The sequence below is a fragment of the Pantoea sp. NSTU24 genome (assembly GCF_050157905.1).
In the GTDB taxonomy this organism is placed as follows: Bacteria; Pseudomonadota; Gammaproteobacteria; order Enterobacterales; family Enterobacteriaceae; genus Pantoea.
In genome coordinates, this window is the sequence record NZ_JBKIWZ010000003.1 from 377142 (window position 1) to 393122 (window position 15981).

Sequence of the window (15981 nt, forward strand, 5' to 3'; positions counted from 1 at the left end):
GGGCTGACGCGCAGTCGAAGTCCGCTATGAGCGAAAAGCGGACGTTCCGGCTTCGAGAGTACCGCCTAATTTTTTATGTGATACAGTGTTGTATCTGTTTCCATGAAGGTCAACTTTCCGATGTAAAGATTCTGTCTTTTAACAGTTTTTACTTTCCGCATTGCCTGTGGGCTGTGTGGGCTTCTGTTATTTAAGATGAGAATCTTTCCGCATGAATACTTTGCTGCTTGCGCTGATTCGCGCACTGCGTAGTCATGACTGGCTGCGCTTCATTGGTTTTGCCTATATCCTGTCATCCCTGGGTAATGGACTTACTCAGGTAATTGTTTTTGGACAACTTTTACACTGGCAGGCTTCTCCTGCGACTCTGACCATAGTTTATATGCTGTCAATGCTGCCCAGTTTTATAGGGAGCATCTGGGGCGAAGCTCTGTGTAAGAAGGTTTCACCACTCCGAATCCTGATTTTTACAGAGCTACTCGGCCTACTTGCACTTGTTTTTCCGTTATATGGTTTGCTGCATCATAACGTTCCGGCTCTGCTTGCGGTGCAGTGTTCGGAAGCGCTATTCAGCGGCATGAGTTATCCGGCTCTAACTCTGCTGTTTAAACGCGGATTACGGCATGACGAATTACCTGCAGCAACTGCCATGGAAACGATAATTTTTGCCTCACAGGTTTTGCTCGGTACCGGATTGGGCGTTTTACTGTTCGACCTGATTTCTCCTTTGAATCTCCTTGCCATTGATGCCCTGAGTTTTGCCGCTTCAACTGCTTTGCTTCTGACGTCAGCCTCTGTTTTTCAGGTGATGGAGCTGCAACCTGAAAAAGCGGTGCCTGTCACGCATAAGCTATTCTGGCGATGTTTATCTCCCCTGCAAAAACGAAGCGTTATGCTTTTACCTGCCCTTGCAGCTGTGGGCTCTCCCGCAATGGCGCTTTTACCTGCTCTTGCACAGCAAATAAGGCCTGAAGATTCAGCCGGGCTGGCACTGCCGCTGCTTTTCGCGCGCAGCCTCGGACAACTCTGCGGCCCGCTAATGCTTGATGCTGGTAAGTTGCAGCGCTATTCCGCTAATAACAGGCTGTTGTTGCTATGCCTTGGCGGATACATCGGAAGTTATTTTTTATTACCTTTGTCCGCCGGATTTCCATACGCCGGGCTTGTTATGATTTTCAGTGCACACATGGGTTCGAATATTGTTTTTGCTTTAGGTACCTTCGGCGTACTTAAAAACTTCGCAGAAACCCATGTTGCCAAAGCCAGTGCAATTACATGGCGCGGACAGGTTCTGACCGCGGCTATTTCTACCGGTATAACCAGTGTGATAGCGCAGAACTTTGGTGCTTTTACTGCTCTTTACAGCATTTCTCTGTTCAGTCTGGGAGGCGTCGGAGTTTTGCTCTGGTTAAACAGGACGGCCAGAACAAACTAAAATGGGGGTATGTGTAGCATCATAAACAAATAGTGGGGAGCAGGTCTCTCCCCACTAATACAATGTCCGCTTCTGGCACAGAGCGAATTTTACTATCAAAAGCCCTATAGGCTCCTCCGGCTCCCCGGCGATGCCGGGTCGTCACCCCCACTGCGCTAACCGGCTTTGTCGAATCTCTCCGGGGTTCGGGCCTGACGGCCAGGGGCTGATGGCAACAGCCAGGTCAACTCCTGCAGCCGGCTGGCACCGGCACGTTCACTGACCACAAGAAGACGTGGCCGCTGAGGACAGGCCCGGCACTATGGTGTGCCGTTCCGGGGCCGTGATCTGTTCATGCTTCCGTGTTGTGTTTTGTTACCCTGAGCCCCTTCGCCGTGCAGAAATCTGGTACCCGGGCGTCATCATGCAAGGATCGCACGCTATACGGCTGCACCCGGTTCCTGCGGGTTGCGGCTTTGCCGTTTCCCCCTGCGTTCAGCCTGATACCCGCGCGCCCGTTCTGACCTCACGGCGAGGAACTCATAGAAACATCACTTAAACCACACGGGAGGCACAACATGTCACAGCAGAACGTCAACACTACGGCTTCAGAAACTAAAGAATCATTCTCAAAGGCAGAGCCTGCAGAAAACGTCAGCTATGACGCCATCTGACGCGTCTTTCGCAGCAATCTTTTTTACGTCAACTATCCGCAGTTCAGCGTAAATACTGCAGCGCACCGCTGTGATTTTAATATCCATCTGGAGTACCTGGCAGCGGCAACGTTTACGCATGATGAAGCTGTATTTGATACGCGCAGGTCCCGGGCTACAGCCGAGCTGTAGCTGATTAATTCACATGAATAGCCGCTGTTCACTGTCGCCTTGTTCGCCCAAAAAGCAGGTGCGGCGCCGGAAACCTATGAAACCCGCATTTAAGAATCAGGCCCTTCGCTTCATCTTTCACGTCAGCGCATAAGGCTGAACGGTTATCGGGAGCGCAACTCCGTGCGTACAAGACGGACAGGCGTGACGGTTTATATGAGAGAAGAGATATCATGTTTCCCGTTGGTATTGATCTCAGCAAAGACACGCCTGACCTCTGCCTACTTTATGGCAGTAGCTGTGTGTGCGCAAAAGTAAGCATGTTACTCATAGCCCGTTCATAGAATGAATAACCGAAATTAATTCATTTTGTTAATGTATTTATTTCCTCAATAGCACCCTCTTTCATTTGTTAAAATAAATTTACAATTAACACCTTTATTTATCAACAAAATAAGTATTGATAGTGATAATCATTACTATTTAATTGTCTTTTGTAAATTTATCGTTATCATTCCGATTTCCTATAGGTAAGAGATTTTTATGTAAGGGGAGTTTTATGCGAGATTTAACCATTGATGAGTTAAGACTGATCGGCGGCGCGGCAGACATTGTTGGCGCAGCGCAAAGTATTGGCGCAGGTGTTGCTGGTACAGCCGGAGCATTAGCTGGAGCAGAAGACGGTGCACTTATTGGCGGAGGCCTTGGTGGTCCGGCTGGCGCTATCATTGGCGGCGGAGTAGGCGCCGGCATCGGCTATTTCGGTGGTGATGCTATTGGCTCTGCAATCTCTTCAGGCATTGGTGCTATGACGGGTGGTTCTGCGTCGTCCGGCGGTTAACACTCCATAAGAGCAGCTCAGGCTGCTCTTAAAATTCGTCAGGAATCTCAACACAGTGAAGACATTTTTTAAATTGCAAAGACTGAGCTTACTTCAACAATGGCGTCACGATAGCTTTCGCTTAATATTCTTGACTATAGTACTGCTCATTTTTTCTGCCATTATGCTCTGGATCCTTCCCCTGTTTACTCAGGGCAACGTCCATGCCGGGTATATAGGTTTAGTGTGCGGCCTGGCTGCGAATTTCTGGTTCACCTGCATAGCTCAGTTAGATATAGACTGTCATGAGAACAGCGACGAATTAGAGAGATTACTTCATCAGTTTAAGTACGAAAAAACGCCAGAAGGTTTCTATGATCTTCCTGTTGCCCGCTATAAGAAATTTAAGTCTCAGCGCATCTATATTGTCTCTGAAGGCTACGGGTTGTCTTTAAGAGGACCATATAACATTTTAAAAAAAATCACTAAAAAACTGAATGTAAGCTCTTCACAGGGAAAGGATGATATTAGCGGATGAAAACGCTCTCAGCACTGGAAAAAACATTAATCTCCTTCGATACCATGAGCGTTAAGAATGCTCAGGTTTTATGGCTTTCGCCAGATACCCCGTTTGATTCAGACTATTTTCTGGATAACTATGCCTGGGTAATTCCTGATCACAAATCAATTAATGGACGCAGTAAACGATTCTGGGCTGATTTATATGGTGGCAGCGAAGTTGCAGGTAATGGGGGCAGTGCGCGTGCGGGTTATGACGGGAAATTTCAGCTTAAAGGGATCGGCCCAACCCCACTCGTGAGCCGCTATCGGGATCGCTACCATTCAGATGGCTGCCTTTGCACATTTCAGGCATTTTCGGATGCATTCTGGGGGCGAACACTGAATAGCGTACTTCCTTACGGTGCCGTGCAATCTCATTGTATTATGGTATTACCCCTTTCAATTCCAAATGATGCTTATCCCGTAAATACTTCCCGGGCACTTTTGGTTCGTGACGCGCCAGTCAGATTAGCTCACTTTGACAGGGCACTGTTTTATAAACCGCAGGAAGAGGTTAAGTCAAAATTACCCATAGACAGTGAAAGAACTGAAATCAACTTCCAACAAATTGAAGACTTTCTGGATAATGAGTTATCCCACACGATGCGAAATTGTGATAACCCACAACAGGCTGGACGTTATCTGATTTCAGCATTAATTCATCGCCTGGCCAGACAACTGGCTTTCTGTCGTGCCAGCCTGATTAAACTTACAACATCTGCCTCAAACGTGACCATTAATGGTGCTTTACTCGATTTCAATGCCACCTCAAGCGCAGTGCCTAAGCTCTTCCGTGACAGAAAATTCTGGGATGAGCAGATGCGTTATTTACAGGGCGAATGGCGGAATGTTCTGGGTTCGCTAAAAAATATCAGTTTTCTCTGGTTTAAATATCGCGGTGGTGAAGCAGAACCTTATTCTTCTCAGCAGGTAGAGCAATTATATACAGAAGAGTTTATGCGCTGGCGTATTTTTTATACGTTATGCCGCACCGGCTTTCCTGCGAACCTTCATACCACACTGCCCGAAGATAAACTCGCGAAGTTTATCACTTTATATGATCGCGCTTTAATTCTGGCACCGGAAGTACTGTTTGCAAAAAATGGGGAGCTACCCGCAGTGACACGGTTAGTGATTGCTCTGGCGACGGGTAAAGAAGAAATAGAGGATATCCTGTGCCAGCATGGCGCCTTTACGCCAGGGCATGCTTTTTTGAAAGGGTGTCTGGACCTTTTGCAGGAGGCAAACCGCCACCAACTGACTGCTATAGCGTTCTCTTCATTCCGTCAGCGGTGTATTGATCAGCGACTTGATTTCCAGGCCTTCAATGAGGAGTTTGACACCTTTGAGGGTCCCTTGTCGGCACTCATGGAGAAAGCTGGCGAACGTGCAACGTTTCATTTAGCCCTTGATGATAGCGAACATATAGCCTTGTTGCCCGGCGTTAGTCCCTCGCTGACATTTTGCTGGCAGACCGGAAAACTGTCGTTCGATCATCAATTGTGCGATTTCAATGACCTTCCTGCCGCTATTTTTGACGCCTTACATCACTACTACGATGCACGCGTTGTTGAGTTAATTGAGACGAAGAACGGAACAAAGCATGTTATTTAACGAAAGCCATAATACAAATGCTACAGCCTATGCTACACAGCTGGGCCTTGCGGCAAGCTGTATGTTGTCATCACCCCGCTACTGCCGCTTTCCTGTAGCAGCATTAGGAATATGGACACGTCACGCTATCATTCAGGAGCAGATTCATTTTTTCTATGATGGGGGAGGTGAAGTACAAGGCTATCTGACCTGGGCACGGATTCGGCCAGACACACTGAAAAAATGCATCACACAGCCTGAATATATTTTGCATCCTACAGAGTGGAATGAAGGCGACATTCTCTGGTTGACAGATTTTTGTTTACTTAAGAAATATCGTCGTTATGAGCTCCTTGCACTCCTGAAACAGGCATTCGGTTCTGAGACAAGCGAAGTATATTGGGCATCCAGGCACAATCCCGAGCGTGACAAGTGGATAGCCTGCAATCTTATTACCGGAAAGTGCTTTAAACAGTCCTTTTTATGCAGTGAGCCGGGCTGAAGACCATGTTTCGCAAAGAAGCTATTGAACATTACCGCGATACATGGCAAGGCCAGGCCTTGCTATTACCCGGCATTCCCCTGCACTGGATCATTATAGTCACTTCCTTGTTTGTTACTGGCATCATAGCGTTTATTACATTTTGCAGTTATACCCATCGTATTAACGTTGATGGGGAAATTATTACCACGCCTCGTGCGGTCAACGTACTTTCTGCTCAGCAGGGATTTGTTATCAGTGCGTTGGCCAAAGCTGGCGATACGGTTAAAGAAGGTCAGCCGCTCTTAAAAATAGATGTCAGCAGGACCACTCTTTCCGGACGCGTCAGCGAAAATCAACAGCGTGAAATTCATCATCAGATTGCCAGTATTGATCAAATCATCCTTAGCCTTGAACAAAATAAACACGTAACCATTGATGCCCTGAAACAACAAAAAGATCGTTATGAAAATGCTTATAGCTTATCCACTGATATCGTCAATAAAGCCAGGAAAGGGATCGCTTTGATGCAAAATAATATGGATAATTATAACAAGTGGCGTAAAAAAGGATTGATAAATAACGATCAATATTTGAATCAGGCAGCGCTTTACTATCAGCAGCAGAACAACCTGTTAACACTCTATAGCCAGAATCAACAAAATGCGCTGGAGTCTACGCGGATAGCCAGTCAAATACAGACGCAGTCTGTCGATTTTGACACCCAAATCTGGCAAATGAAAATCCAGAAAAACGCCTTAAAACGCGAGCTCTCTTCGGCTGATGCCAGTGGCACTATCGTTGTTACCGCGCCAACAGGTGGCCGCATTGACTCTTTTAGTGCCAGTACCGGACAAATGGTTAATCCTGGCGACAGCTTATTGCAAATCGTGCCTGAGAAGATAAAAGGACACCAGCTGATAATGTGGGTGCCTAATACCGCCCTTCCCTGGCTCGCGCCCGGCGACCCGGTCAACATCCGTTATCAGGCTTTCCCGATGGAAAAATTTGGCCAGTTCCGCGGGATAGTGAGTTTTGTCGCAAAAACACCGGTCTCCCGACAAGAACTTCTGGCGTATTCCAGTGCCCCATTTGCCGATAACCAGCGTGGTGAATCCTGGTACAAAGTGTTGGTTAAACCGGAACAGGAGACGATTTTCTGGCAGAACAAATCTCTGGCGCTGGAGAATGGAATGAAGGCAACGGGAACGCTGTTTCTGGAAACTCGCAAAATCTATCAATGGATGGCTACCCCATTTTACGACATGAAGAACAGCGCCCGGGGACCTTTGCGTGATTAATCAATTTTTTTCAGAACATGCAGTGAAACTGAATTTATCACTGAGACGGCGCGTTCCCCTGTATCTTCAGACCGAGGCGGCGGAATGCGGGCTGGCCTGCCTGGCAATGATTGCAGGCTACCATGGTCAGCATACTGATCTGCACAGCCTGCGACAGCGCTTTGGCTTTTCTTCACGCGGCACAAACCTTAACGCGATTGTAGAGATTGCCTCTCAGATGAACCTCGGCAGCCGTCCTTTAAGCCTGGATCTGGACGAACTGACAGCATTACGCCTGCCTTGCATTTTACATTGGGGATTCACGCATTTTGTCGTCCTTGTTAGCGTCAGAAAAGGCCGGTATGTCATCCACGACCCGGCAGCAGGCAGACGTACAGTCAGTGAAGGGGAATTCTCACGCCAGTTTACAGGGATTGCATTGGAGCTGTGGCCGGAAAGCACGTTTAGCAAGGCGAAAAAAGAAGATCGAATCAGGCTGAATCAACTCTTTTCCAGCGTCCAGGGGTTGTCACGCGCGCTGACCAAGATATTTTTCCTGTCACTGGTCATAGAGTCGGTGAATTTACTGCTACCTGTAGGCACACAGCTGGTTATGGATCATGTGATCACGGCCAGCGATAAAGGACTGCTGGGACTCATTTGCACAGGCCTGCTCTTTTTCGTAATTTTCCGCAGTTGTGTCAGTATGGTGAGATCCTGGTCTTCGCTGGTGATGAGTACGCTGATTGATGTGCAATGGAAATCGGGCTTATTTGCTCACCTGGTCACCCTTCCCCTTGATTACTTTGCCCGCCGTAAGTTAGGTGATATCCAGTCGCGCTTTGGTTCACTGGATGCGCTGAGAAGCACGTTCACTCAGAACATTGTTAAAGCGATTGTTGACGGGATCATGTTCACCGGCCTGACGGTTATGATGTTTATATACAGTCCGATGTTGTACTGGTTTGTTGCCGCATTTACTTTAATCTATGTTCTGCTCAGACTTTATGCCTGGCCAAGGTATCGTGAGGTGACGAGCCAGCAATTGGTCAAGAGTGCGCGTATCAATTCTCACTTTATGGAGACGTTGTATGGCATAGCAACTGTCAAAACGCAAAGTTATGGCACTATCCGCGAAAAAAGCTGGCTCAACCTGGTTATTGACAGTACTAACAGTGGGATCGAAAAAAACCGGCTGGATATGTTATTTGGCGGGATTCACCTTTTTATCATGACCTGTGATCAGCTCCTGATACTCTGGCTGGGGGCTAACCAGGTCATTGATCAGCATATAACGCTTGGCATGTTTGTCGCTTTCAACGCTTATCGTGCCCAATTTGGTGACCGGGTTTCCTCCCTGACGGAGGCTTTACTTCAGCTTCGGATGCTGCATGTTCATAACGAACGTATTGCTGACATTGCTCTGACTGAGCCAGATGACTCGCGAGAAGATATTCATTCTGAAGCATCCCGATGTTCATTACCCATCAAGCTCAAAGTTCAGGATCTCGTTTATACATACGATGTTCACACCAGGCCGGTTCTAAATGGTGTTAATTTTGAGGTTGCCGCCGGAGAAAGCGTTGCAATAGTGGGCGCTTCAGGCAAGGGAAAAACCACACTGATGAAAATCCTCTCAGGACTTTATTCCCCTGCGTCGGGCATTATTTTCGCTGATGACAGAGATATAAGTGCATTCGGAATAAAAAACTATCAAAAGCGGATTGGCTGCGTGCTGCAGGATGACAGGCTTTTTGCGGGATCTATCCGGGATAACATTGTGGGTTTTACTCCTGATTTTGATATTGAGTGGATGGAGCAGTGCGCACGGAGCTGCTTTATTCATGATGATATTATGGCGATGCCAATGGGATACCATACCCTGGTGGGTGAATTGGGCGATGGTCTCTCAGGCGGACAAAAACAACGGCTGTTTATTGCCCGCGCACTATTTCGTAAGCCGGGAATGTTGTTGCTGGATGAAGCTACAAGTCATCTTGATCAGGATAGTGAAAAAGCCGTCAATGATGCCGTGCAACAGCTTAATATTACACGAATTATCATTGCTCACCGCCCTTCCACCATTGCGTCGGCAGATCGCGTTATACATCTTTAATAGCGCTGGCAAGTCCGATTAAATTTCAACCCGGAATTTTTGATACCTATTCTTATGCTGTCAGCAAATAATTAGTCAGGCTGAATCGTAACGGTTTTGTGGGAGAGTTTTTAGTCCGGGAACGCAGGCAGCCATACCCCTGTTTACTAAACTAGCGGGATATGCCCGAGACGGTCCAGCAATCAGCGGTTGTTGTACCACTCCACCCACCTCAGCGTCGCCAGTTCAATCTCTGCGCGATTTTTCTGGCACTGCCGGTGTATCATCTCCGCTCTATACAGCCTGTTGATGTTTTACGCCATCGCACTGTCGCCGGAGCCGTCCATTCTGTCCGTTGAGGCTAGCAGCTTCGCCTCCATCAGCTGTTGTGTGCATGTTAGTGAGACGTACTACGAACCTTTGTCCGAGTGATGGATGGTGCCTGACGGATGAAGAGCGCACAGAACCTACTCAAGCGCATCCGTTACGAACCCCGTTTCCATCGATAAAGCCCGTCAGCCCACGCTGACCCCGGCGAACATGTCTATGATGAAAACTATATACACAAAGCCCTGCCAGGTGCTGACGTAGATAAAATCTGCCATCTACAGCGAGTCCGCATGCTCTGCCGCGAACTTTTTCAGGGAGCTCTATACAGACGTCAAGCGCCTGCCCTTTCCAGCGGTAACGTTATTGAAAAGTCATTTGGCCTTAACGTGATATTCGGGCAGATATCCGTCACGATCCGTTTTAACCTGAACTTTTTCATATTACTTGTCCGGCATCGAACGCAGGATTGCATCTGAGAGCGCCATAGATTTTTGGGAGGGTGACAATTATGTACACGAAAAAAGCGGAAGTGAAGAATAGCGACTGAAACACGGAGGAACAAAAAAACCAGTAATTAATGGCTTTTTTGTCGATTCGCCAGCTATCGCGGGGATATCCGCAATAGCCGGGAATCCAGGAAAACTAATGGAAATGAAACTGCTATCTAGCGCAAGAATAGCAGCAAGTCACAGTGAAAAACTTAACCTCACTGATCATGCTGGCGTGCCACTTTCATTCTCCCCAGCGGCTTTTCAGATAACCTACCGCCTGTTGCGTTTGTGGCTGGTTCAGAAAATCTTCTCTGAACAGAATCGTGCCGCTTATGCCGGGAGTCGACTCATTAAGTTCGAGCTGTTTTTTCAGTTCAGGCACCCCACCCTGACGCGTCCAGTCGGGCTCCATCTTCGAAGGCTCCCCCACTTTATAGAGGGCCAGGCCAATATAAAGCCGGGTCCGGGTCGGTTTTACCACCTCTGCCCACCAGTTCGCCAGTACATCATAACGGGCGGCCTGACGTGAAAAAGGCCAGTAAAGCTGGGGCGCGATGTAATCCAGCAGACCCTGCTGTACCCAGCGTCGGGTGTCAGCATAGGCTTCGTCGTAGGCCGCCGCGCCGCGGGTGTCGGAACCGGCTGAATCGTGTGACCGATTGCGCCAGACGCCAGCCGGACTGACACCAAACGCCACGCCGGGCTTCAGCTGCCGGACGGTGCGGGAAACCTGCTCAATCAGCTGCTGAGTATTGTTTCGCCGCCAGTCAGCTTTACTGGCAAAACCCTGGCCATAGCGGGCAAACGTCTGGTTATCGTTGAGCAGCGAACCGGCCGATTCCGCATAGAAATAGTCATCGAACTGCACACCGTCGACGGGATAATGCGCGACCACTTCGGCTACGATACTGGTGATCCAGTCACGTGCTTCTGGAATGCCGGGGTCGAGCACGTAGCGGTCGCCTGCGGTGCGGATCCAGTCGCGATGCAGCACAAAAACGCTGGCCGGATGCAGTGATAGCGTGCGATTGAGCTCACTGACGGTTGAGGGTTTGGTATTAACCGCAACCCGGTAAGGGTTGAACCAGGCGTGGACTTTTATGCCACGTTTGTGCGCCTCGTCCAGCATAAACTGCAATGGGTCATAGCCCGGGTCCTGACCAATCTGTCCGGTCAGCATATCGGACCAGGGCAAAATTTTTGAGGGCCAGAACGCGGTGGCATCCGGCTTCACCTGGAAGAATACGGTATTGATCCCCAGGCTTTTCAGCTTATCCAGCTTTTCGATGAGCGACTGCTGCTGCAGATGGATACGCTGCGCCGGACTGGTGCCATTGACCGAAGCAACGGGTGGCCAGTCAAGCCGCGACACCGTCGCCAGCCAGACGCCCCGCATCGGTTCCTGAGCATGCGGTTGAACGGGCTGACCTGGCGCAGGCTGGGGCGATTTGCTGACGGGCGGAAACGGCGTGACCAGCGAACGCGGCGGTTCCGATGCGCAGCTGACCAGCAACAATGCCGCAGCCAGCAAGACACCTCGCTTCATGGCGGTTCTGGCCGTTAAAGAAAAGGGATGAGGATAGATCATAAACTCCGGTATTCTCTGGTCATAACGCAAAGAGGGCTATTCTCGGTGACGCGGATTAAATGTCAATGTGTCAGCACAAGGGCGGCCCCGTAACCGCCCCGGCTGAAACGGCGTTAACCCTGTGGACTGAATGTAATACCGGCCGACGCCAGACAGGCTTTCAGTGTGCCAAAGGCATCCTGACACTGTCGCTCATTAACACAGGCGTATCCCAGCAGCAGGCCGCGCGCCTCCTGAGGGTGCATGTAATATTGCGAAAGTGGCCGCACTTTGACCCCGCGTTTCAGCGCCTCGGCGGCGATAGCCACATCGTCACTGCCCGGCGGCAGCGACATCACCAGATGCAGTCCTGCTTCATGATTAAAGGCTGGCAGAAATGCGGGCCCCAGATAGCGTTCAATCAGCCTGCAGAGAAACTGTCGCCGCTGGCGATACAGCAGCCGCATTCTTCGGATATGCTCCATGTAATGACCCAGGCGGATGAACTCCGCCAGCGCCCGCTGGATCAGCAGATGTCCGCCGCGATAGAGTTCCGCGGCAGCCAGACGCAGCGGTTGTGCCAGGGTTTTGGGCACCACCAGATAGCCGATTCGCAACGCGGGATAGAGCGTTTTGCTGAACGTGCCCATGTAAATGACGGGTGCATCTGCTTCCAGCCCCTGCAGCGATGGGTGCGGCTGTCCGGAAAAACGGAATTCACTGTCGTAATCATCCTCCACTATCCAGCTCTGATGACGACGCGCCAGGGCGATCAACGCCTGACGGCGCGCCAGGCTCAGGTGAACACCCAGCGGATACTGATGCGATGGCGTGACAAACACCATTTTCGGGGCCGGGCCACTGTCCGGCACCAGGCCCTGCTCATCGACCGGCATGGCCCGAATCTTCAGGCCATTCATACGCAGCAGATTACGTGTTCCCCAGTAGCCCGGCTCCTCCATCCAGACCCGATCGCCGGGATCACAGAGCACCCGCGTGACCAGATCAACCGCCTGATGCACACCTTCGGTGATCAGAATCTGGTCTGCATCGGCCCGCACTGAACGGGCAACCCGCAGGTAATCGACCAATGCATGCCGCAGATCGGGACAGCCCCCGCCACTGCTGTAGACCAGCCGATGCACATCAGGCTCGCGGTTTAACCGCGCCTGAATCTGGCTGAAAAGCTTATGGGGAAATTCGGTCACGTCCGGCGCGCCGGGCACAAATGCCCCCCACTGCCAGGGTGACGCGTTGGCATGGCCGAGCAGCGAGGCACCGCGTTTTGACAGGGTGGCCGGGCGCTGCGCTTTGACCGCCTGCAGGTCAGCCACCGCCTCACTCTGCAGCGAGGTTTCCGGCAGCGTCTCGGCGATCCAGGTACCACTGCCGGTGCGCGCGTTAACATACCCCTGCGCCATCAGGCTTTCATACACGTGCATCACCGTGTTTCGTGATACGCCCAGTTCACGCGCCAGATCGCGCGTTGCCGGCAAACGGCTCCCTCGTGGAAAGACCTCTTCCGCGATCGCGGCCTGCATGCAGTTCAGCAGCCGCTGATGTAATGAGCCTGTTCTTAAAAACTGTAACCGTGCTAATAGATGATCTGCGTACAAGAGTCGCAATTGGCTCCACCTTTACTCTCACAATTGGCTCTGGCAACTCACCTCGCCTCAGGCATAAATAAACGTGTTTGTCGGGAATTGTAAATACGCAATATTACGAGGTGGATGAAATGAGCGAAAAAAATAACCTGATGCAACAGCGCAAAGCACAGGCTCTCCCTAAAGGCATCGGTACGCTGTGCGACTGGTACGTTGCCCGGGCAGAAAACGCCACCTTATGGGATCAGGCAGGGAACAGCTGGATTGATTTCGCGGGCGGCATTGCCGTGCTGAACACCGGCCATCGCCATCCACGCATTGAGCAGGCCATTGCGGATCAGTTAACAAAGTTTACCCATACTGCCTTCCAGATTACGCCGTATGAAAGCTACATCGCGCTGGCCGAGCGGATCAATCAGCGTGTGCCTGTCGCCGGTGCCGCAAAGACAGCTTTTTTTACCACCGGGGCTGAAGCGGTTGAAAACGCCGTAAAAGTGGCGAGGGCTTATACCCGTCGTCACGGCATCATTACCTTTGGAAACGCGTTTCATGGCCGGACCTTTATGACGATGGCGATGACCGGCAAAGTCGCCCCTTACAAGCGTGACTTCGGTCCGATGCCGCCTTCCGTTTTTCATGCGCGCTATCCGAGTGCGGTTCAGGGAATCAGTATCGAAGCGGCACTGACCAGCCTCGATGAACTTTTCACCCAGGATATCGCCCCGCATGATGTTGCCGCCATCGTGCTGGAGCCGGTTCAGGGTGAAGGCGGTTTCCATGCCGCGCCGGTAGAGTTTATGGTGCAGTTGCGTGAGCTGGCTGATCGTCATGGCATCCTGCTGATTGCGGATGAAGTGCAGAGCGGCTTTGCCCGCACCGGTAAACTGTTTGCGATGGAACACTATCCGGTGAAGGCCGACATCATCACCATGGCGAAAAGTCTGGCGGGAGGCATGCCGCTCTCCGCCGTCGCGGGACGTGCAGAAGTGATGGATGCCCCTGCGCCGGGTGGCCTGGGCGGCACCTACGCCGGTAACCCGCTGGCGATTGCCTCAGCCCATGCGGTGCTGGATGTGATCGAAGAGGAACAGCTTTGTCAGCGTGCCGTGGATCTCGGTGCCCGTCTGGAAGCGGAACTGCAGGAGCAGCAGCGCAGATATCCCGACATTGCCGAAGTGCGTGCGCTGGGGTCAATGGTGGCGATGGAGTTTTATCAGGCCAGCACCGCCCAGGCGGTTCAGAAGATGGCGATGGAACAGGGCCTGCTGCTGCTGACCTGCGGCGCAAAAGGCAATGTTATCCGCTTCCTCTATCCGCTGACCATCCCGGATGCCCAGTTCGGTCAGGCACTGACCATCCTCTCTTCAGTGATCAGTCACTGTGTCGCCTCAGCCGGACATCCTGTCGTTCCGGCCTGATACCGCTATGCGTTAAGCAAGTTTATCCCCGTTCGTCCGGCCCCTGGGCCGGACGTCGCCTGGAGACGTTTACATGACGATGACTCAGAGTGCGAATGAAGATTCGCTGGCTCAAAACCTGAAACCCCGCCACGTGCGTATGCTTTCGATTGCTGGCGTGATTGGTGCCGGGCTGTTTGTCGGTTCCGGCCATGCTATCTCAGAAGCCGGCCCTGCCGTACTGATCTCTTATGCCGCTGCCGGTGCACTGGTGGTACTGATTATGCGGATGCTGGCCGAGATGGCCGTCGCCTCACCTGATTCAGGCTCATTCTCAACTTATGCTGACAAAGCACTGGGCCGCTGGGCCGGATTCACCATCGGCTGGCTTTACTGGTGGTTCTGGGTGCTGGTCATTCCTCTGGAGGCCAATGCAGCCGGAACGATCCTGCATGCCTGGTTCCCTGACGTAGCCATCTGGCAGTTCACTTTCGCGATTACGCTGCTGCTGACTATCACCAATCTGCTGAGCGTAAAAAATTACGGGGAGTTTGAATTCTGGTTTGCCCTGATCAAAGTGGTCGCCATTATTCTGTTTCTGGTCGTGGCGGGTGCAGCGGTATTCGGACTGCTGCCCGACAGCAATACCAGTGGCCTGTCACACCTCTATGACACGCATGGCTTTATGCCGAATGGCATGGGCGCGGTCGTGGCGGCGATCCTGACCACCATGTTCTCCTTTATGGGAACAGAGATTGTGACCATCGCCGCCGCAGAGTCTAAAAACCCGGGTAAACAGATTACTCAGGCTACCAACTCGGTCATCTGGCGTATTGCCCTGTTCTATCTGCTGTCGATTTTCTTCGTAGTGGCGCTGGTGCCATGGAACACCCCTGGACTGGTTGAGCAGGGCTCATGGCAGACGGCATTGCAGGCGATGAATATCCCGCACGCCCGGCTGATTGTCGACCTGGTGGTGCTGATGGCGGTGTGCAGCTGTCTCAACTCAGCACTCTACACCTCATCGCGTATGCTCTACTCGCTGTCACGCCGTAAAGATGCGCCCGCTGCCGCCTCGCGCACCAACCGTAGCGGCACACCCTGGATTGCAGTGCTGCTCTCCACGACTGCTGCATTTCTGGCCGTGATCGCCAATTACGTGGCGCCCAGCGTCGTGTTTGAGTTCCTGCTGGCGACCTCGGGAGCGATCGCCCTGCTGGTTTATCTGGTGATTGCCGTTTCGCATCTGGTGCTGCGTAAAAAACGCGAAAAAGCGGGCGAAGTGCTGGGCTACCGGATGTGGTTATTCCCCGGCCTGACGTGGTTCACCATTCTCTTCATCTCGGCGGTACTGGTCATCATGTTGTTTGATGCCAGTCATCAGGCCGAATTGCTGGCTACCGGCGGTCTGACTCTGCTGATTATCGCCACCAGCCTGGTGTTGCGGCGTAAAAAAGAGACGCGTCCGGCGACCAGATATTTTACACAGCGATCGTCTGATCCTTCCTGACGCCTGTTTGTTTA

General features: G+C 51.4%; 11 protein-coding genes and 1 pseudogene. 9 read left to right on the forward strand and 3 right to left on the reverse strand.

From position 1 onward, the window contains the following. The first annotated feature begins 211 nt into the window (after window positions 1-211). The 7 genes from ACLHDD_RS20305 to ACLHDD_RS20335 all read left to right on the forward strand — a co-directional run bounded on the left by ACLHDD_RS20305 (window position 212) and on the right by ACLHDD_RS20335 (window position 9089). Window positions 212-1435, forward strand: a complete 1224-nt coding sequence (locus ACLHDD_RS20305; RefSeq protein WP_427105615.1) for an MFS transporter — start codon at window positions 212-214, stop codon at window positions 1433-1435. A gap of 1362 nt (window positions 1436-2797) precedes the next feature. Continuing rightward, entirely contained in the window at window positions 2798-3079 is a 282-nt protein-coding gene (locus ACLHDD_RS20310; protein ID WP_313653491.1) for a hypothetical protein, read from the forward strand. Window positions 3080-3134: 55 nt separating this feature from the next. After that, complete coding sequence (locus tag ACLHDD_RS20315) at window positions 3135-3596, forward strand: hypothetical protein (RefSeq protein ID WP_427105616.1); 462 nt, start codon at window positions 3135-3137, stop codon at window positions 3594-3596. Then, a complete protein-coding gene (locus ACLHDD_RS20320; protein WP_427105617.1) occupies window positions 3593-5233 on the forward strand; it encodes a hypothetical protein in 1641 nt (546 codons plus the stop codon). Before ACLHDD_RS20315 ends, ACLHDD_RS20320 begins: the two co-directional genes overlap by 4 nt. Then, window positions 5223-5714 (forward strand): toxin-activating lysine-acyltransferase, encoded by a 492-nt coding sequence (locus tag ACLHDD_RS20325; protein WP_427105618.1) that lies wholly within the window; start codon window positions 5223-5225, stop codon window positions 5712-5714. Before ACLHDD_RS20320 ends, ACLHDD_RS20325 begins: the two co-directional genes overlap by 11 nt. Window positions 5715-5719: 5 nt before the next feature. Then, entirely contained in the window at window positions 5720-6994 is a 1275-nt protein-coding gene (locus ACLHDD_RS20330) for an HlyD family secretion protein (RefSeq protein WP_427105619.1), read from the forward strand. Beyond that, the gene (locus ACLHDD_RS20335) at window positions 6987-9089 is read left to right on the forward strand and encodes a peptidase domain-containing ABC transporter (protein ID WP_427105620.1); all 2103 of its coding nucleotides are present in this window, start codon (window positions 6987-6989) and stop codon (window positions 9087-9089) included. The genes ACLHDD_RS20330 and ACLHDD_RS20335 overlap by 8 nt, the downstream gene beginning before the upstream one ends. A 182-nt stretch (window positions 9090-9271) precedes the next feature. Here ACLHDD_RS20335 and ACLHDD_RS20340 read toward each other — a convergent pair. From ACLHDD_RS20340 to ACLHDD_RS20350, 3 genes and pseudogenes are all read right to left on the reverse strand, one after another. After that, window positions 9272-9673 (reverse strand): annotated as a pseudogene (locus ACLHDD_RS20340) (DDE-type integrase/transposase/recombinase); the annotation flags it as partial. 457 nt (window positions 9674-10130) lie between these two features. Then, window positions 10131-11477 carry a glycoside hydrolase family 10 protein gene (locus ACLHDD_RS20345; RefSeq protein ID WP_427105621.1) on the reverse strand — a complete coding sequence of 449 codons (1347 nt, stop codon included), beginning with the start codon at window positions 11475-11477 and terminating at the stop codon, window positions 10131-10133. Window positions 11478-11590: 113 nt separating this feature from the next. Further along, on the reverse strand, window positions 11591-13081 hold the full coding sequence (locus tag ACLHDD_RS20350) for a PLP-dependent aminotransferase family protein (protein WP_427105622.1): 1491 nt from the start codon (window positions 13079-13081) through the stop codon (window positions 11591-11593). A gap of 110 nt (window positions 13082-13191) precedes the next feature. On the opposite strand from ACLHDD_RS20350, the gene gabT reads away from it, so the two are divergent. Continuing rightward, on the forward strand, window positions 13192-14478 hold the full coding sequence (gabT, locus tag ACLHDD_RS20355) for a 4-aminobutyrate--2-oxoglutarate transaminase (protein WP_427105623.1): 1287 nt from the start codon (window positions 13192-13194) through the stop codon (window positions 14476-14478). Window positions 14479-14557: 79 nt separating this feature from the next. Next, complete coding sequence (gene gabP, locus ACLHDD_RS20360) at window positions 14558-15967, forward strand: GABA permease (protein WP_427105662.1); 1410 nt, start codon at window positions 14558-14560, stop codon at window positions 15965-15967. The last annotated feature ends 14 nt before the right edge of the window (window positions 15968-15981 follow it).